The sequence below is a fragment of the Bradyrhizobium diazoefficiens genome (assembly GCF_016616235.1).
GTDB lineage: Bacteria > Pseudomonadota > Alphaproteobacteria > Rhizobiales > Xanthobacteraceae > Bradyrhizobium > Bradyrhizobium diazoefficiens_H.
The window spans coordinates 3,869,375-3,888,522 of the sequence record NZ_CP067100.1 but is presented as its reverse complement, the minus strand read 5'-3'; the positions used below and the strand labels follow the sequence as shown (position 1 = coordinate 3,888,522).

The 19,148-nt window shown below is 66.1% G+C and carries 15 protein-coding genes; 4 read left to right on the top strand and 11 right to left on the bottom strand.

Going from position 1 to position 19,148, the window contains the following annotated elements:
- From JJB99_RS18415 to JJB99_RS18375, 9 genes are all read right to left on the bottom strand, one after another.
- Entirely contained in the window at positions 1–843 is an 843-nt protein-coding gene (locus tag JJB99_RS18415) for a phosphatidate cytidylyltransferase (protein ID WP_200493769.1), read from the bottom strand.
- Entirely contained in the window at positions 840–1,598 is a 759-nt protein-coding gene (locus JJB99_RS18410) for an isoprenyl transferase (RefSeq protein WP_200493768.1), read from the bottom strand. The genes JJB99_RS18415 and JJB99_RS18410 overlap by 4 nt, the downstream gene beginning before the upstream one ends.
- A 121-nt stretch (positions 1,599–1,719) precedes the next feature.
- Positions 1,720–2,283, bottom strand: coding sequence for a ribosome recycling factor (frr, locus tag JJB99_RS18405; protein WP_200493767.1), 564 nt, complete (start codon positions 2,281–2,283; stop codon positions 1,720–1,722).
- Between the two features lie 66 nt (positions 2,284–2,349).
- Positions 2,350–3,066: a UMP kinase gene (pyrH, locus tag JJB99_RS18400; RefSeq protein WP_200493766.1), complete on the bottom strand. Its 717-nt coding sequence runs from the start codon at positions 3,064–3,066 to the stop codon at positions 2,350–2,352.
- Positions 3,067–3,127: 61 nt separating this feature from the next.
- Positions 3,128–4,051 carry a translation elongation factor Ts gene (gene tsf, locus JJB99_RS18395; protein WP_200493765.1) on the bottom strand — a complete coding sequence of 308 codons (924 nt, stop codon included), beginning with the start codon at positions 4,049–4,051 and terminating at the stop codon, positions 3,128–3,130.
- Positions 4,052–4,184: 133 nt separating this feature from the next.
- Positions 4,185–5,183 (bottom strand): 30S ribosomal protein S2, encoded by a 999-nt coding sequence (locus JJB99_RS18390; protein WP_200493764.1) that lies wholly within the window; start codon positions 5,181–5,183, stop codon positions 4,185–4,187.
- 208 nt (positions 5,184–5,391) lie between these two features.
- Entirely contained in the window at positions 5,392–7,815 is a 2,424-nt protein-coding gene (locus JJB99_RS18385) for a caspase family protein (protein WP_200493763.1), read from the bottom strand.
- A gap of 260 nt (positions 7,816–8,075) precedes the next feature.
- On the bottom strand, positions 8,076–11,579 hold the full coding sequence (gene dnaE / locus JJB99_RS18380; protein WP_200493762.1) for a DNA polymerase III subunit alpha: 3,504 nt from the start codon (positions 11,577–11,579) through the stop codon (positions 8,076–8,078).
- Positions 11,580–12,047: 468 nt separating this feature from the next.
- A complete protein-coding gene (locus JJB99_RS18375) occupies positions 12,048–12,767 on the bottom strand; it encodes an outer membrane protein (protein ID WP_200493761.1) in 720 nt (239 codons plus the stop codon).
- A gap of 253 nt (positions 12,768–13,020) precedes the next feature.
- Here JJB99_RS18375 and JJB99_RS18370 point away from each other — a divergent pair, with 253 nt between their 5' ends.
- A complete protein-coding gene (locus tag JJB99_RS18370) occupies positions 13,021–13,323 on the top strand; it encodes a DUF3551 domain-containing protein (RefSeq protein WP_200493760.1) in 303 nt (100 codons plus the stop codon).
- Positions 13,324–13,541: 218 nt separating this feature from the next.
- Positions 13,542–14,711, top strand: coding sequence for an MFS transporter (locus JJB99_RS18365; RefSeq protein ID WP_200493759.1), 1,170 nt, complete (start codon positions 13,542–13,544; stop codon positions 14,709–14,711).
- Positions 14,712–14,913: 202 nt separating this feature from the next.
- On the opposite strand, the gene JJB99_RS18360 is transcribed toward JJB99_RS18365, so the two are convergent.
- On the bottom strand, positions 14,914–15,186 hold the full coding sequence (locus JJB99_RS18360; RefSeq protein WP_200493758.1) for a hypothetical protein: 273 nt from the start codon (positions 15,184–15,186) through the stop codon (positions 14,914–14,916).
- A gap of 578 nt (positions 15,187–15,764) precedes the next feature.
- On the opposite strand from JJB99_RS18360, the gene JJB99_RS18355 reads away from it, so the two are divergent.
- Positions 15,765–17,009, top strand: a complete 1,245-nt coding sequence (locus JJB99_RS18355) for a hypothetical protein (protein WP_349629025.1) — start codon at positions 15,765–15,767, stop codon at positions 17,007–17,009.
- Positions 17,010–17,097: 88 nt separating this feature from the next.
- On the opposite strand, the gene JJB99_RS18350 is transcribed toward JJB99_RS18355, so the two are convergent.
- Positions 17,098–17,871 carry a helix-turn-helix transcriptional regulator gene (locus JJB99_RS18350; protein WP_200493756.1) on the bottom strand — a complete coding sequence of 258 codons (774 nt, stop codon included), beginning with the start codon at positions 17,869–17,871 and terminating at the stop codon, positions 17,098–17,100.
- Between the two features lie 108 nt (positions 17,872–17,979).
- Here JJB99_RS18350 and JJB99_RS18345 point away from each other — a divergent pair, with 108 nt between their 5' ends.
- Positions 17,980–19,059 carry a quinone oxidoreductase family protein gene (locus JJB99_RS18345; protein WP_200493755.1) on the top strand — a complete coding sequence of 360 codons (1,080 nt, stop codon included), beginning with the start codon at positions 17,980–17,982 and terminating at the stop codon, positions 19,057–19,059.
- The last annotated feature ends 89 nt before the right edge of the window (positions 19,060–19,148 follow it).

Here is a 19,148-nt window from a genome sequence, read left to right as displayed (position 1 = left end):
TCACCAAACCATAAGACCGCTTCCGGCGCTATGCACACCGAGGCGGAGAAAGCCGATAATCCATGCCATCAGGATGGCGGCAACAAAGCCGTCCAGGCGGTCCATAAGCCCGCCATGACCGGGAATTAAGTGACTGGAATCCTTGACGCCGAAGCGGCGCTTCACCGCGGACTCGAACAGATCGCCGGCTTGCGACACCACCGACAGGATGGCGCTGACAAGCAGGAGCGGAATAGCCTTCCCGATCCCGCAGGCCGCAAAGCCGCCCGCCACCGCAAGGCTCGCGACAAAGCCGCCGAGCGCGCCGGACCAGGTCTTCTTCGGGCTGACGCGCGGCCACAGTTTCGGCCCGCCGATGCTGCGCCCGGCGAAATAGCCGCCGATATCGGTCGCCCACACCACAAGCAGGACGAACATCAGGGCGGAGAAGCCGTTGACGAGATCCTTCCGCACCAGGATCGAGGCCAGCAGCGCCGCCGACGCATAGGCGAATCCGGTCGCGGCCCAAACGAACTTGCCGCGCGCGATCAGCGTCACGATCGCACCGCCGATCAAGCCGGTGATGACGGCGGTCTTGAGCGCGCCGAACGTCACGCACAAGCCCATCGCGGCGATGACGAGCGTCCCTGCCCCGGTCAGCGCGGTCGAGCCCGCGCCCACCACCATCAGCCATTCCGCAAACAGGCCGATCGACACCAGGGTGACGAGCAGCGCCCACAGCCAGCCGCCGGCATAGGCGAGCGCAATGGCGAGCGGCGCCAGCACAAGCGCTGCGAGCACTCGCATCACGAAATTGCTCGGGGCGGGCTTGGTGTCCGCCGATGCGGCGTCGGGTTCGCTCACGTGGCGGTTTTCGCGACCAGGCCGCCGAAACGGCGCTCGCGCCTGGCAAATTCGGCGATCGCGCTTTCCAGCGCCGCCTTGTCGAAATCGGGCCAGTGGATCGGCACGAACACGAGCTCGCTATAGGCCGCCTGCCACATCAGGAAATTGGACAGGCGCTGCTCGCCGCTGGTGCGGATGATGAGATCGGGATCGGGAATGTCGGGCGCATCGAGATGCGCGCCCAGCGTCTCGGCGTCGATCGAGGCAGGATCGCGCTTTCCTTCGGCAACTTCTCGCGCAAGCTTCTGCGCCGCCTTCGCGATCTCCTGGCGCGAGCCGTAATTGAAGGCCACGACGAGCGTCAGGCGCGTATTGTCGCGCGTCAGTTCTTCGGCCTCATTCAACAGCGCGCAGATGTCGCTCTCGAGCCCTTCGCGCTCGCCGATGATGCGCACCTTGACGCCGTCGCGATGCAGGCTCGCCAGATCGTTGCGGATGAAACGCCGGAGCAGGCCGAACAGATCGCCGATCTCGCTCGCCGGGCGCGACCAGTTCTCCGACGAGAACGAGAAGATGGTGAGATAGCGGATGCCGAGCTCGTGCGAGGCACGCACCACGCGGCGCAAGGCCTCGACGCCGCGGCGATGCCCTTCCGCACGCGGCAGACCGCGCGCGGCGGCCCAACGCCCGTTGCCATCCATGATGATGGCGACATGCGCAGGCGCATCGGACCGGTCGGGTCCTTCCGTTGCGGGCGCGGCGGCGTTCGACATGACGACAGCCTTAAAGCATGATCCGGACCCGAAGGGCCGCGTTGACGCAAGGTGCGAAGCGGTTTTCCGAAAAGATCATGCGCGAACAATAACCTGAAGCGCGATGACAATTCATCGCACTTTAGACGGTGAGGATTTCTTTTTCCTTGGCGGCCAGCAGCTGGTCGATGTCGGCGATGGTGCCGTCGGTCGCCTTCTGCACCTCGTCGGCGTGACGCTTCTGGTCGTCCTCCGACATCTCGTGATTCTTCTCGAGCTTCTTGAGGACGTCGAGACCGTCGCGGCGGACATGGCGCGCAGCGACCTTGGCGGCTTCCGCGTATTTGTGCGCGACCTTGACCAGCTCCTTGCGGCGCTCCTCGTTGAGCTCGGGGATGCGCAGGCGCAGCACCTGGCCTTCGGTCGCCGGCGACAGGCCGAGATTGGAATCGACGATCGCCTTCTCCACCGCCTTGACCATCGACTTGTCCCAGACCTGCACCGAGATCAGGCGCGGTTCGGGCACGCTGACGGTGGCGAGCTGGTTGAGCGGCATGTGGCTGCCGTAGGCCTCGACCTGGACCGGATCGAGCATCGAGGCCGAGGCGCGTCCGGTGCGCAGGCCGCCGAGCTCGTGCTTGAGCGACTGGACGGCGCCCTGCATGCGGCGCTTCACTTCGTTGAGGTCGAAATTACCCGTGGTCATCACGTTTCTCCTTCAAAATCCCGGCGATCTCACCGCGCCCTTCCCTCGGGGCGCGCATGTGAGCCGTCAGCCGGCGACGATGGTTCCGTGGCCGCCGCCACGCAGAATCGCGCCGATCGAGCCCGGCTCCGCGATCGAGAACACGATGATAGGCAGCGACGTCTCGCGGGCAAGCGCGAAGGCGGTCGCATCCATCACCTTGTAGCCGCCCTCGATCGCCTGCGAATGCGTTAGGCGTTCGAACCGCGTGGCGGTCGGGTCCTTCTTCGGGTCGGCCGAGTAGACGCCGTCGACGTTGGTCGCCTTCAGCACCGCTTCCGCGCCGATCTCGGCGGCGCGCAGCACGGCCGTCGTGTCCGTCGTGAAATACGGATTGCCGGTTCCGCCGCCAAGCACGATGATTCGGCCCTCGGCGAGGTATTTGTGCGCTGCGGTGCGAGTGAACAGCTCGGATATCTCGGGCATGACGAACGCCGAAAGCGTGCGCGCCGGCGTACCCTTGCGTTCGATCGTGGCCTCAAGCGCAAGGCAGTTCATCATGGTGGCGAGCATACCCATGGTGTCGCCGGTGGTGCGAGACACCCCGCGCGAGGACACCTCGACGCCGCGAAAGATGTTGCCGCCGCCGATCACGACTGCAACTTCGGTGCCGAGCTGGCGGGCGGCAATCAGATCGTCCGCAACCCGGTCGATGGTCGGCTGATCGATGCCGAAGCCTTGCTGTCCCGCGAGATATTCGCCGGACAGCTTGATCACGACGCGACGATAGACCGGATCAGTCATGAGCACTTTCCTTGTCCGGGCGCCGCTTCCGGCGGCACGCCGGAAGGAGGTGTTCCGGCGCTTACTTCTTGCCGCTGGCCGCCGCGACCTCGGCCGCGAAGTCGCTTTCCTGCTTCTCGATTCCCTCGCCGAGAGCATAGCGCACAAAGCCGGCGACCTTCACAGCGCCGCCGACCTTGCCTTCGGCTTCCTTCACCGCCTGCGCCACCGACTTGCCGGTGTCGTGGATGAAGGCCTGCTCGAGCAGGCAGACTTCCTTGTAGTAGGTCTTGAGCCCGGACTCGACGATCTTCTCGATCACGTTCTCCGGCTTGCCCTGCTGGCGGTACTTGTCGGCGAGCACGTCCTTTTCGCGCTTGACGACCGCCGGATCGAGCCCGGACGGATCGAGCGCCAGCGGGTTGGCGGCGGCGACATGCATCGCGATCTGGCGGCCGAGCACTGCGAGCTCGTCGGCCTTGCCGGGCGATTCCAGGGCCACGATCACGCCCATCTTGCCGGCGCCGTCGACGACCGCGCCGTGGACATAGTGCGACACCACGCCCTGGCCGACTTCGAGGGAAGCCGCGCGGCGCAGCGTCATGTTCTCGCCGATGGTGGCGATCGCGTCATTGATCGCAGCTTCGATGGTGACGTCGCCGACCTTGGCGGCCTTGATCTTCTCGACATCGGCACCGACGTCGAATGCGACCTGGGCGATCATCTTGACCAGGCCCTGGAACTGGCCATTGCGCGCGACGAAGTCGGTCTCGGAGTTGACCTCGACCACGACGCCCTTGGTGCCCTTGGTGAGCGCGCCGATCAGGCCCTCGGCGGCGACGCGGCCCGACTTCTTGGCAGCCTTGGACAGGCCCTTCTTGCGCAGCCAGTCCTGCGCCGCTTCCATGTTGCCGTCGTTCTCGGTCAGCGCGGCCTTGCAGTCCATCATGCCTGCGCCGGTGGACTCGCGCAGATCCTTGACCATCGCAGCAGTGATCGTTGCCATCGTTGAAAATCCTTCTTGCCTGCCGGTTTGCCGCGGCGTGGCTCCCAATTGCCCCGCCGCGGTCCATCTCAGGAATTCGCGTCAACTGAATGAAATGGTGGCCGGATCCGATCCGGCCAACCGATCGCCCGGACTATTCTGCTTCCGCGGTCAGCGCCTTGGCCTTGGCCACCCAGGCATCCGCACGGCTCGGCAGACCGACTTCTTCGCCGATCGTATGCGCGGTGTCGTGGTCGAGCTCGGCGAGCTGCCAGAAGTGGAAGATGCCGAGATCGTTGAACTTCTTCTCGATCGCGCCCGACACGCCCGGGAGCTTCTTGAGGTCGTCGGCGGTGCCGCGGGGACCGGCAAGGCCCTGGAAGCCGCTTGAGGACGCGGCCGGCAGCTCTTCGGCGACGACCGGCTGGGCCGAGGCACCGACGTCGACGCCCGAATCGCCTTGGGCGCGCGAGATGCCGTCGATCGCCGCACGCGCGATCAGGTCGCAGTACAGCGAAATGGCGCGGCCGGCGTCGTCATTGCCGGGCACCACATAGGTGATGCCCTTCGGGTCCGAATTGGTGTCGACGATCGCGGCGACCGGGATGTTGAGGCGCTGGGCCTCCTGGATCGCGATGTCTTCCTTGTTGGTGTCGATCACGAAGATCAGGTCGGGCAGACCGCCCATGTCCTTGATGCCGCCGAGCGAGCGGTCGAGCTTGTCGCGCTCGCGCTGCAGCGTCAGACGCTCCTTCTTCGTGTAGGAATTGGCTTCGCCGCCCGAGAGCACGTCATCGAGGTGACGCAGGCGCTTGATTGAGGCCGAGATCGTCTTCCAGTTGGTCAGCGTGCCGCCGAGCCAGCGCGAATTGACGAAATACTGCGCGCAGCGCTTGGCCGCGTCCGCGACGCCGTCCTGCGCCTGGCGCTTGGTGCCGACGAACAGGATGCGGCCGCCCTTGGCAACCGTATCGCTGACGGCCTGCAAGGCACTGTGCAGCATCGGCACGGTCTGGGCGAGATCGACGATGTGGATGTTGTTGCGGGTGCCGAAAATGAACGGAGCCATTTTCGGATTCCAGCGGTGAGACTGGTGACCAAAGTGCACGCCAGCTTCGAGCAGCTGACGCATAGTGAAATCGGGTAGCGCCATCGTTCTAATTCTCCGGTTGGTTCCTCCGGAAACGTGTGAGCAAAACGGAGCGTTCTCGCCCCGGCTGCCACCGGACGGCCTTGTGAGCCATGTTTCCGTGTGAGATGGCGCGCTATATAGCGCCATTTCGGCCAGAAGCAAGGAAATAAGGGCCTTTCAGGGCTTTATCGTCCCTGAAAGGCCCGGTCGGGCAATTCCGCCCTGCCCGCTAGCACTTGGGCTGATTGGGCGGGCATCTTTTCGCGGCTGGCGCCGGGGTAGCCGGCCGTGGCGGTGGGGCGGCCGGACGTGGCGGAGGTGGTGGCGCGACCGCCATTCGCGGCGGCGGGGGCGCCGGCCGGGCCACCGGCGGAGGCGGCGCGGGCCGAGCCATTGGCGGTGGCGCGGGCCGTGCGGCTGCAACTGGCGGGCGTGGTGGCGGAGGCGGCGCGGCCACCCGCGGCGGAGGTGGAGGTGCCGGCCTTGCGAGCGCTTGCGGATGCGGCGGGGCCGGCGGCGGCCTCGAGACCTGCGCGGGCGACGGTGTTGCAGGCCGCAGGCTCTGCGGCTTGATGTGCTCCCGCGCAGTGACCGGCGGCGATGGCTGCGTCGGCTTCCCGTTGGTCACGTTCGTCGTGGTCATGGGCGGCTTGCCCGCCGGTGTCGTGGTCGGCGGGGTCACGGCCGGCTCATGCGCCGGCGATTTCCCACGCTCCGCTCGTCCGACTGGCGGCGTCTGCGCCACAGGCGGCTTGGAGGCCGGCAAGGTCGCGGCGCCGGCCGGAGCGGTCGTATTGGCAGGCGCCGTCGCGGTATTGGGACGACCCTGCGGCTGACCATTGGCAGGTGCCGTCGACGTGGTCGGCGCCAGCCGGTTCGGCGCAGTTCCTGCCGCACCCGCCGGTGCAGCCGGCGTGTTCTGGAAGCCCGGAAGCGCATGGCCGGCTGGCGGCGCCGCGGTGGGAGTGACCGCAGTCGGCGTCGTGGTGACCGGCTTCGCCATTATCGCGGCCGGCTTGGCCGTGGGATTGCTGACGAACGCCGCCTGGCTTGGCGTGAGCTGCCGACCGGGGTTGGTCTGGATCGTCATCGCCTGCTGCTTGACGGCGGCGGGCACCGGCGTCAGCGCGCCGGCGCGGCCAGCTCCATTCGCCGCGACGACCGTGGCGGCGGCGATATTCCCGGCCGGCGGCGGGGCCGGTGCCTGGTTGATCACGGTATTGATGACGGTGGTGTTGTGGATGTTGTTGAAGATGATGTTGTTCGGCGGCGGTGCGACATAGACCGGCGGGCTGTAGAACGCCGGGATCGGCACGAACACCGGCTGCGGCAGCACGAACAGCCCGACCACGGGCAGCGGCGGCGGCAATACGACAAAGTCCGGCGGCGGCGGCGGGCAGAAATAGACCGGCGGCGGCGGCGGCGGCACGAAGTCGAACACGGGATCGCTGAAATACAGCACGGGACGATCGACGTAGACGATCTCCTCCGGTGGCGGGGGCGGCACGTCATAGTCCATCATCGCGAACGTCGGCGGCGGCTCGAGCGGCGCCGTCAGGATCGCAAGACGTCGTCGTGCATCGCCCGCATGCGGCCCGCGCGGATAACGGCGCAGATAGGACCAGTAGGCATCCGGCGTGTCGGCGCGATAGGTCCGCCGCCAGGTGATCGCCTCACGGCGCGCCGCCACAATCGCCATCACGCGCTTCGCAAGTGGATCGCCGGGATAGGCCGCGAGAAACTCCTCGTAGGCCGGCAGCGTGTCGCGCGCGAGCGCGGCGGCATAGGCGTCCTGCACGCCGAGATCGCGGATCGGCTTGGCGCGGATCGCCGCGACCTGGTCGGGCGCGGCCGCCGGCGGCGGCGCGTCGGGCCCGCGCTCGAAGAATGAGAACTGCGCCGATATCTTCTGCTCGTCCCACGGTACCTGCGCCCCCTTGGAGGCCTCGTTGACGCGCAGGCGGACGCGGTCGAACACCTCCGGCAGCGACAGCCCGCCGGTGCGGATCATCTCGGCGAGCGATTGTGCATAGATGCCATAGGGCCCCGGCTCTTCGGGCGCGACCGTACCCGGCGCTGCGTTGAAGGCGATCAGCATGTTCGGATCGGGCTCGACCAGAGCGAGCCCGCTCGCGATCGGCTGCTGGCCGCCCTCGATGAAGGGCTGCGCGCGCGCTGCGTCGAGCACGATGATGTTGGCCTTGAGCGGGATGGCGGCAAGCTGGCGGGCATAGTCGCTGATGCGCAGCGCCTCGGTCGGGATGTCGGTGTCGCGGCTGATGTTGGTATCGACCGGGATGAAATAGTTCTCGCCGGCCAGCTGCACGCCATAGCCGGACAGATAGATCATCGCGACGGTGCCGGGTCCGGAAGCCTGCGCCTTCTGGATGAAGTCGCGAAAGCTCTTGCGCAGCGTGTCACCGTCGAGATCGCGGGCGCCGACGACGTCGAAGCCCGCCGCCTGCAGCGTCTGCGCAATCAAGCCGGCATCGTTCGCGGTGGTCGCCAAAGGCGACTTGGCGTAAGCGCCGTTGCCGACCACGAGCGCGATGCGCTTTTCCTGCTGCTGCGCACGCGCCTGATCCGGCGCGCCCGCGGCAAGAACCACGATCGGCAGGAGAAGGCAGATGAAGATCTTGAGCGTCCCACGCATGGCTTGTGCCCGCTTTGTCGTTGAGGTGCCAGCGCGCATCAGACACGCAGCCAGCTGAATGGCAATTGAACGAAAGCCCTGAATGACGAAAAGGCTTGGCTAAGGAAGAGCTTGGATTGAGGCGATGCCATGGCCGGCTTTCCGGCCGGCGTCAGCTCCATGTCAGCCTCGTACCGGCAAAACAGCCGCCGCTGCCCCTCTCCAATTTGCGCAGGGTCGCCGCGCCTCGGGGCCTGCAAAGAACCCGGCAGAAGATGACGTTACAGCTGCTGCACGTCCACGACGCCAGCGACCGCCTTGATGGCACCGGCGATCTGCGGCGAGACCTTGAAGCGCCCGGGCAGCTTCATCTCGACCTCGGTCTCGAGATCGAGCATCATCACCAGCGAGACCTCGCCGTCGCCATTGGAGCGCGGCGCGAGGCCGGGGCTGCCGACTTTCGGCGCGGCACCATTGGTGGCCGCCATCTCGGGGCCGGCGAGCCGCTTGGCAATCGAGTCCAGCGGTTTGGTGTCGCGCAGGAAGATGCGCAGGCCCTTCTGCGTCTTGGCGGCGGCATCGTCGAGCGGCTCGGCATGCAGCACGCGGGCGCGGACGTCTTCGCCCTGCAGCTCGGCACCGAGCTGCAGCAGCACGGCCGCGCCCGGCTCCAGCACGTCGCGGTATTGCGCCAGGCCTTCCGAGAACAGCACCGCCTCGAAGTGGCCCGTGGGATCGGAGAGCCCCATGATGCCCATTTTGTTGCCGGTCTTGGTGCGGCGCTCCATGCGCGACACCACGGTGGCGGCGACCTTGCCAGCTGTGGCGCCGGTCTTCACCGCACGCGAGAACTCGGCCCAGCTCTGCACCCGCAGGCGCTTCAGCACGGTGGCGTAGTCGTCGAGTGGATGGCCCGACAGGAAGAAGCCGATCGCGTCGTATTCGCGGCGGAGCTTTTCGGCCGGCAGCCATGGCTCGATCTGCGGCAGCATGATGGTCGGCGCATCGGCCGAGCTGCCGAACATGTCGTTCTGGCCGATGGTCGCGGCTTCGTGCGCGCGCTGGCAGGCGGCGAGGATCGCATCCGCGCCGGCGAAGACGCGCGCGCGGTTCGGCTCCAGCGTGTCGAAGGCGCCGGCCGCAGCTAAGCTCTCGATGATGCGCTTGTTGATCGCGCGCGGCGACACCCGCGCGGCGAAGTCGGCGAGCGAGGTGAACAGCCCCCGCTTGGTGCGCTCCTCGATGATCTGCTCGATCGCCTGAATGCCGACGCCCTTGAGCGCGGCGAGCGCGTAATAGATGACCTTGTCGCCGACCTCGAAGGTCGCCCCCGAGCGGTTGATGTTCGGCGGCTCGACCTTGATGCCGAGGCGCTGCGCCTCGGAGCGGAATTCGGAGAGCTTGTCGGTGTTGTTCAGATCGAGCGTCATCGACGCCGCGATGAACTCGACCGGGTAATGCGCCTTCATGTAGGCGGTGTGGTAGGACACCAGCGCATAGGCCGCCGCGTGGCTCTTGTTGAAGCCGTAGTCGGCGAACTTCGCCAGCAATTCGAAGATGGTCTCGGCCTGGCCCTTCGGCACGCCGTTCTTGACCGCACCGGCGACGAAGATCTCGCGCTGCTTCTCCATCTCGGCGCGGATCTTCTTGCCCATGGCGCGGCGCAAGAGGTCGGCGTCGCCGAGCGAATAGCCCGACATCACCTGCGCGATCTGCATCACCTGTTCCTGGTAGATGATGACGCCGAAGGTCTCCTTCAGGATCGGCTCCAGCACGGGGTGCAGATATTCCGGCTCCTCGTCGCCGTGCTTGCGCGCACAATAGGTCGGGATGTTCGCCATCGGACCCGGGCGATACAGCGCGACCAGCGCGATGATGTCCTCGAAGCGGTCGGGACGCATGTCGACCAATGCGCGCCGCATGCCCTGGCTTTCAACCTGGAACACGCCAACCACCTCGCCGCGTGCCAGCATCTGGTAGCTTTCGGCATCGTCGATCGGCAGCGTGGCGAGATCGACATCGATGCCGCGCGGCTTGAGCAGTTTGCACGCGACGTCGAGCACGGTCAGCGTCTTCAGGCCGAGGAAGTCGAACTTGACGAGGCCCGCCGGCTCCACCCATTTCATGTTGAACTGGGTCACCGGCATGTCGGATTTGGGATCGCGGTAGAGCGGCACCAGCTCGCTTAGCGGGCGATCGCCGATCACGATGCCGGCGGCATGGGTCGAGGCGTGCCGGGTCAGGCCTTCGAGGCGCTGTGCGATGTCGAAGGCGCGCGCGACCACCGGGTCTTCGTCACGGAACGCCTGAAGCTTCGGCTCGCTCTCGATCGCAGCCGCCAGCGTCACCGGCGCGGCCGGATTCTGCGGCACGAGTTTGGTCAGCTTGTCGACCTGGCCGTAGGGCATCTGCAGCACCCGGCCGACGTCGCGCAGCACGCCGCGCGCCTGCAGCGTGCCGAACGTGATGATCTGCGCGACCTGGTCGCGGCCGTAGCGCTGCTGCACGTAACTGATCACCTCGCCGCGGCGGTCCTGGCAGAAGTCGATGTCGAAGTCCGGCATCGAGACGCGTTCGGGATTGAGGAAGCGCTCGAACAGCAGGCCGAACTTGATCGGGTCGAGGTCGGTGATGGTCAGCGCCCAGGCGACCAGCGAGCCGGCGCCGGAGCCGCGGCCCGGCCCGACCGGGATTCCTTGCGACTTCGCCCATTTGATGAAGTCGGACACGATTAGGAAGTAGCCCGCATATTTCATGCGGGTAATGACGTCGAGCTCGAAAGCCAGCCGCTTGGCGTAGGTTTCCTCCGTCGTGCCCTGCGACAGGCCGTGCACGCGCAGGCGGTTGGCGAGCCCCTCCTCTGCCTGCCGCTTCAGCTCGGCCGCCTCGACCGCGGCCGCATCGGAGCTGCCGGCCGCGCCGACGGTGAAGAACGGCAGGATCGGCTTGCGCGTCATCGGGCGGAACGAGCAGCGCTCGGCGATCTCGACCGTGGAAGCCAGCGCCTCCGGAATGTCGGCGAACAGCACCGCCATCTCGGCGCGGGTCTTGAAGCGGTGATCGGGGGTGAGCTGCACGCGATCGGTCTCGGCGATCAGCCGGCCGCCGGCGATGCATAAGAGCGCATCATGGGCCTCGTAATCATCGGTCGAGGCGAAATACGGCTCGTTGGTCGCGACCAGCGGCAGGCCTTTTGCGTAGGCGATGTCGATCAGCCCGCTCTCGATGCGCCGCTCCTTGTCGATATTGTGGCGCTGCAATTCGATGTAGAACCGGTCGCCGAACAGCCCGGCCAGACGCTCGCAGCGCGCGGCGGCGAGTTCGGCATAGCCGCCGGCCAGCGCCAGCGAGATCGGTCCGTCGGGGCCGCCGGTGAGCGCGATCAGGCCTTCGGTCTCGTTCTCGAGCCAATCGAATTTGATGAACGGCGCATGGCTGTCCGGCGATTCGAGGAACGCGCGCGAGTTCAGCCGCATCAGGCTGCGATAGCCGCGCTCCTGCGCCGCCAGCAGCACCACGCGCGAGGGGCCCATCGCATTGCGCGCGGTCGGATCCTGGTCGCCGAAATCGATCGCGAGCTCGCAGCCGACGATCGGCTGGATGCCGGAGCCCGCCATCTTGTCGGAGAATTCCAGCGCGCCGAACAGATTGTCGGTGTCGGTCAGCGCTAAGGCCGGCTGGTGGTCTTTCTTCGCGAGCTCGGCGAGCTTGGCGATCTTGATCGAGCCCTTGAGCAGCGAATAGGCCGAGTGAACGTGAAGGTGGACAAATCCGGCGCTCGGCATGGTCGCGTGACGGCCTCTTGCAGATGAGATGGGGCGGTCGTCCGCACCGGAGGCATCCTGCACTCGCCCGGCCGACTCGCCCCACAATGGTGGGGGCTCGCCGCGTCAGAGTCCACGCCGCAGCCGCCAATCGGCGGCCTCATCCCGCTTTTCCCCAACGCGGCGCCAAAGGGGGACTAGAGGGGCACGGCTGACTACAGCTGTGGAATCACCTGCGCCCAGATCGCGATCATCCCGACGAACAGCGTGATCGACGCCAGTGCGGCGGCTTCTTCCACGAAAATCCTGAACATGGTCTCGCTCCCTTGCTAGAACGTATGAAGAACATTGTTCTCATTTCGTTCTCAGGAGTCAAGCCATCTGAACCATCCCGCGAGAGAATGGTTAGCTAGCTGAATTCGAACAATAAAAAAGCCCCGGCGCGAGGCCGGGGCTTTTCGACGACCGCTCCTTATGGGGCGATCAGTCTCAGTACCTGCCGATCATCGGGCCGCCGAACTTGTAGTTCAGGCGGACGAGACCCATGTCGACGTCCTGCTTGATGTGGTCGACGGCACCACTGGCGAAGGTGACGTCCTTGCCGCCCAGGAAGATGTGGTTGTACTCGACGCCAACCGACCAGTTCGGCGCGAAGCCCACTTCGAGGCCGGCACCGACCGTGCCGCCCCAACGGGTCGCGCTCGCCGAGTCGAAGCTCGCCCCAGCGGCGGTGAAGACGTCATACTTGCTGCCGACAACCGCCGCGCCGCCCTTCACATAAGCGAGCACGTTGTTCCAGGCGTAGCCGACCTGGCCGGTGATCAGACCGAACGAGTCGATCTTGGTGCGATTGCGGAAGCCGGTCACAGCACTGATGTTGTCGCCCGTGAAGTCGGCCCAGTTGCCCTGGCCTTCCACGCCGAACACCCACTGGCCGGACTGCATGCGATAACCGACCTGACCACCGACGGTGCCGCCGGTCGCATCGTGCGAACCTTCCGGACCGAAGCCGACGAGATCCCAACTGGTGTGCGACGAGGCGCCGCCGCCGTTGATACCGATGTAGAAGCCGCTCCAATCGTAGACCGCGGCGATCGCCGCCGGCGGAGCCTTGGTGTAGGGCCGCGCCGCGAGGTCAGCAGCCACAGCCGGCGCAGCCGCACTGAGCGCGACGAAGCTCACAGCAGCAAGCAACAAATTCTTGTTCATTTGATTCCCGTTCCAGTTTCTTCAGTAGGCCCCCGGGCCGTGGTGTCGTCTTAGCAGTGATCGACGGAATTGCTGTAACCTCGACGCAACAGTCAGGGCCAAAGGCCCCTGCTGCGTTAACGGATGTTTAGCAGCGCGCGCCAGAAACCCTTTGAAACAAGAGTTTTCTGCAGTTCCAATGTCTTCTGCACGAGATACAGTGCGTGGGCGCGCAACAACGTCGCGCGCACATTCGCGTGATTGGAGAACCGAAATGCGTGGACGAATCGCCCTCCCAATTGTCGCCACATTTTCGCTCGCTCTCGCCACATTCGCGCTCGGCGCAAGCACGCCCGCGCGCGCCTTCGGCACCAATCATGCGTTCTGCCTGACGGGCGATGAATGGCCGGGACTGAGCAATTGCAGGTTCGACAGTTACACGCAGTGTCAAGCGAGCGCATCGGGTCGCGCGCTGACTTGCATCGCTAATCCGTACTTTGCAGGCCAAAGCGATGACCCCTACGTCTATCAAAATCGCCCGCGCGTGTCGGCGCCGGGCTATTACCTGCCGCGATGAGAGGCGTCGCGCCCGCCTCACGGTCGTTGCGATCAGTGCGCCCCTCGTTGCAAGCGAGCGGATGGCCACGTCCGAATTGGGACGCTGATATGCGGCAGGCCCGGCGTCGGGGCTCCGGTGTTGACGCAAGCCGATCGCGGTTTAAGTACGACGGATAAATCTTGCAGGGGTGGCGACGTTCGCTGGGCTGGTTCCCGTTGACGCCACCAATGCAGGACATGACAGCTCCGCCTCAAGCGACCTCGCGCCGAGCGATCTCGGCTTCCCCTCGCCTCGCCATTGTCCTGTTCTCGCTCGCAATGGGCGGCTTTGCGATCGGCACCACCGAGTTCGCGTCGATGAGCCTGCTGCCGTTCTTCGCTGCCGATCTCGGGATCGACGAGCCGACCGCGGGACACGCGATCAGCGCCTATGCGCTCGGCGTGGTGCTGGGCGCGCCGCTGATCGCCGTGCTCGGCGCGCGCTTTCCGCGGCGCACGCAGCTCTTGGCGCTGATGCTGGTCTTCGCGATGGGCAACGCACTCACCGCGCTTGCGCCCGGCTTCGGCTTGATGATCGCGGCCCGTTTTCTTTCCGGCTTGCCGCATGGCGCCTATTTCGGCATCGCTGCGCTCGTCGCGGCCTCGCTCGTTCCTTCAGATCGCCGCTCGCAGGCGATCGGCCAGGTGATGCTCGGCCTGACCTGCGCCACCATCATCGGCGTGCCGTTGGCCAACCTGATCGGTCAGGCCGTCGGCTGGCGCGCGAGTTTTGTCCTCGTATCCGTGCTGGCGCTGCTCACGGTGCTGCTGAGCGCCCTGTTCGTACCGCGCGACCAGGCCGGCAAGTCCGATCCGCTGCGCGAGCTCGGAGCACTCCGACGCGGCCGCGTCTGGATTACGCTGGCGATCGGCGCCATCGGTTTCGGCGGCATGTTCGCCGTTTACACTTATCTTGCCACGACACTGATCGAGGTCACCAAAATCAGCACGGCGGTCATCCCGTTCTTCCTGGCGGTGTTCGGCATCGGTGCCACGCTCGGCAACCTGTTCGTGCCACGCTTTGCCGACCGCGCCCTGATGCCGACGGCGGGCATCATCCTGCTGTTCGCCGCGATCGCGCTGCTGCTGTTTCCGCTTGCCGCCGGCAATCCCTGGCTGCTCGCGGCGGACGTCTTCGCCATCGGTGCGAGCGTCTCCCTCGGCGCGATCCTCCAGACACGGCTGATGGACGTCGCCGGCGATGCACAGGCGCTCGCCGCCGCACTGAACCATTCGGCATTCAACACCGCCAATGCGCTCGGTCCTCCGGTCGAGGTCACGTCGAGCGGCGATGCTGCTCCGCTCGCGCCATCATTGGCGCCGGATCGCCGCAGCCGCGCGGATTCCGCCAGGGATCCGGTGGCATGAGGTCAGCGCTGGTCGGGCGACCCGCCAGACGAGGGCACGCAGCCCGACACCGACCTTGAATCGTTTACCGCCAGGGCGGCGCAACCAGCAATGGTCCGATCTCGATGGCTCCTTCCTCACCACATTGCGCCATGGCGTCACAGAGCAAGAGCGCAGCGTCATCCAAGGCGCGATGCGGGTCACGCGCCGCGCGCCAACCGTCTCATGCCGAGGTCTCGACCTTGGCGACTGCGAGCAGATCGCGCGCCAGGTTGACGCGGGCGAAGAACAGAGCTGTCGTCGGTCCGTGACCGAGCTGCGCCGGGTCGATGATGCCGCTTCGGCATCGCTTCCACGCCTCGATGCCCGTGACGAACTCGGTGCGAGGCACATCCGCCGGGTCGAAATCGAACTTGAGCAGACTGCGATGCAGCTCGTCGAGCTCGGCATCGACCAGCACCCAGCGTTGCTGATCCCGGGCCCGGTACTCGCACACCCAATGATCGTGGTAGGGATGCCCGGTAAAATACCTGCGAAGCCGCAGCGGACGCGGACCGGCACGCCATGATGACGCAGCACAGCACAGGTCATCAATGCAAAGTCCCGCCACGTCGCCAGTGCCCACGACGCGCCCAGCCTGGCGATGTTCAGCGGCCGCGGATCGATCGTCAAGAGTTGCTCGAGGCGCCGGGTCACGGGCAACGTGGCGCGGCTTTGACCCGAGAAAGAGGCCGGGTCCAATCCCTGCCTCTCGATCCATGCCTCGTGGATCAAAAGGCCCTGCAAGTTGCGGCACAACACAGGACTATCCAGCGGCAGGCTGCCGATCAGGGCCGCGTAAGCCCCGGGATCGGTAAACTCGCTCTGGCAGGTGTCGTCGTCCGAAGCCTTGAGTTCAGTCATCTGTACATCCCGGCAAAGATAAGCGCTGCGCGGGACAGCCGGATTGCCCGCCGGCCGTCGACGAAATAAACGAGAATGACGCGCCACTGCAAGTTGTGAGAGCGCCGATCGTCGTGTAGCGTCGGTATCGATATGCACTGCGTGGTAGATCGTTTCATGCTCGCTCGGATGATGCTTCTCGTGGCCGCGTTGTTGCTTTCCGGCGCATTGCATGCAGCGGAAACACCGGCCGCGAAGGCGGGATTTGCGTCCAAGCTGACGATCTACCTTGCCAAGGGGCCACCCGACGCTTGCGGGCCGGGCTGCGACCGCTGGATCGCCATCGAGGGCCAGATCGATGGGGACGCCGGCCAGCGCGTCCGCCGTTTCCTCGCCGGCGTGAAGGACACGCAGCGTCCAATCTACCTTCATTCGCCCGGCGGCAGCGTCGAGCAATCCTATGTCATCGGGCGGCTGCTGCGCAGCCGCAAGGCGGTCGCACGCATTGGCCGGACGATTGCCACCGCGTGCGCCGCGGGGACGCAGGTGGATGCCGCCTGCCTGAAGGTGAAGAATGCAAGCGGCGAGGTCGAGGCCGAACTCACCACCTACCACGCGATGTGCAACTCGGCCTGCGGCTACCTGTTTCTCGGAGCGACTTCGCGCGAGGTCGCACCCGACGCCGTGCTGGCGGTCCATAACTCCAGGGTGGTCCTCGTCATCCACGGCAATCCGCCGCCAGGGGCCGTCGCGGAGCTCAAGCAGCGCCGGATGGTCACCGGCGAGCGCGATCGCGTCGCGTTCATTACGGCAATGGGCATCAGCCGCGAGCTCAACGATCTGATCCGGACCGTGAAGTTCGAAAATCTGCACTTGCTGACGCGCGCCGAGCTCTATCGTTTTGGGATCGACACCCGAGCGGTGGCCGAAACGGGGTGGAGGCTGGAGACGGGCGCGCGGCCGTTCGTCAGCAAGATCGCGGTGATGAGAAACGAGAACGGCTCGTCATTCCGGACGATGGAGTGGCGCATGTATTGCGAAGCCGGCGATCGCGTGCCGCTGCTGTTCGCGGGCGAGGTCGACGAGGCCAGCGCCGGCAAGAGCGCGATTCTGGTGACCGCGGATGCCGACGCGAGCAAGGCGGCCGGAGGGTCCCCGGTGCGGGCCGGGAAGTACGAAATGTGGAGCGGCAGCGTCGACCGCGACATGGTCACGACGATCCTGGCGTCCCGTCTCCTGCATGTCCGCCAGACCGCGACCATGCCGGACGACAAGACCGACACGACGAGATTCGACATCGGCCTGACGGGCCTGGCGTCGCTCTGGCCACAGCTCGTGACGTCATGTGCGTCGGTCGCGGCCAAGCCGAAGAGCCCCTGGCCGGCCATTCCGCTGCCGAGCGCCAACGCAAAGCCGGCCGCCGTGCCGGCGCAATAGGTCGAAGCCCAAGCTTGGCTGGAGGGCGGCCAATCCGCCCTCGAGGCTCAATTTCTCCCGTCTAAGCGCTCCCGCTCGAATTCATTCCCTAAACCGGCGTGTAGATCACCAGCTTCAGCGCGGGATCGTCATTGGCCTGGAAACTCGTATGCTCGAAATGCAGCACGCCCAGGGTCGGGTGGGACATGGTCTTCAGGCCTGACCACGTACCGCGGACCTCGTGCGCTTCCCACCATTTGACGAATTCGGGACTGCCTTCGCGGAGCCGCGTCAGCAATTCGGCGAAGGCAGGATCGCCGGCCCAGACGTCATGGGTGGCCCGAAACATCGCGACCATGCGCTTGGCGACCTCCGCCCAGCCCGCACCATAGGCCTTGCGGGTCTGCTTGTTGGTCATCATCAGCAGCATCGTGTTGCGGTCCTCTTCCGGCAGGCGCCCGAAAGCGAAGACCTTTTCGGCGGCCTCGTTCCAGGCCAGCACATCCCAGCGCCGCCCGGTGATGTAGGCCGGATGCGGCAGGCTCTCGACCAGCCGCTGGATCGGCGGCGGCACGATCTCACGCGTGAAGGTGCGCCTGTCGCCGTCGCGGGCGAGCGCCTTCAGATGCGCATGCTCGGTCTTGCTGAGCCGCAGCGCGCGCGCCAGCGCATCGACGGTGGTGACCGACGGGCTGACGGTGCGGCCCTGCTCGAGGCGGATGTACCAGTCGACGCCGATGCCGGCGAGCTGCGCAACCTCCTCGCGGCGGAGCCCTGCCGTGCGCCGCCTCTGGCCTGCGGGAAGGCCGACCGTCTTCGGCGACAGTTTTTCGCGTCGGGAGCGGAGGAAATCGCCGAATTCGACGCGGCGCGGATCGGCCATGGCGTGTTCCCATGATGGAGGGCCTAGAGAATACTAGGATAATACCAGGCCTTCCCGGCACTTCCAAGGCGCGGCATATGCGTGTCACCCGTCTCTGAGGTGAACATCATGAAAGCTGCCGTACTTAAATCCCTGGGATCACCGCTGGTGGTCGAGACCGCCCCGGATCCGGTGCTCGGCACCGGCGAGGTCATCGTCGATGTCGTCGCCACCCGCGTCCTGTCCTACATGAACGAGGTCTTCGACGGGACGCGCAACTACGCGCTCGATCTGCCGATCATTCCGGGCCCCGGCGGTATCGGGCGGGTGCGCGCGATCGGCCCTGACGCGACCAAGCTCAGCGTCGGCGAGTGGGTGTTCTGCGACCCGAGGGTGCGCTCGCGCGACGACGTCGTCGCGCCCGATATCGCGCTGCAAGGGCTTACCGCCGCCGGCCCAGGCGGCATGCGCCTGCAACAGCATTTTCGGCATGGCTCATTTGCCGAGCAGATGCGCCTGCCGACCGAGAACGTCAAACGCCTGGGCAGCATCACCTCGGAGGAAGCCTCGCAATGGTGCGCGCTGGGGACGCTGCTGGTGCCCTATGGCGGCTTCCTCGCCGCCAAGCTTCAGCCGGGCGAGACCGTGCTGGTCAGCGGGGCCACCGGCAATTTCGGCAGTGCCGCCGTCTCGGTCGCACTCGCGATGGGCGCGGCCTGCGTGGTGACGCCCGGCCGCAACGAACAGATCCTCGCCGACCTCGTCCGCCGCTTCGGCGCGCGGGTGAAGCCGGTCAGGCTCAGCGGCGACGAGAACGACGATCGCGAGGCGATGAAGCGCGCCGCGCCCGGCCCGATCGATTGCGTGTTCGACATCATGCCGCCTTCGGTGAGCACCAACGTCGTGCGCGCGGCGGTCATGACGGTGCGCCCGTATGGCCGCGTCGTGCTGATGGGCGGCGTCGGTATGGCCGGTGGCCCCGGCCTCGAGCTGCCCTACCCCTGGCTGATGCGCAACTGCATCAGCATCCACGGCGTCTGGATGTATCCGCCGGATGCGGCGAGCCGGCTGATCGCGCTGGTGCGCGCCGGATTGCTACGGCTCGACGAATACACGACGACCGCCTTCGACCTCGATCACGTCAACGAGGCCGTCGCGCATGCCGCGATCAACGGCGGGCCGTTCAAATTGACCGTGATCAGGCCTTGAGCCCTCAGGCGGCGGCGGAGCACCGTCGCCGATCTTTTTCGCAAGTCCGGCCAAGCACTTGGCTACTGTGCATGGGGTTGTTTTCGAAA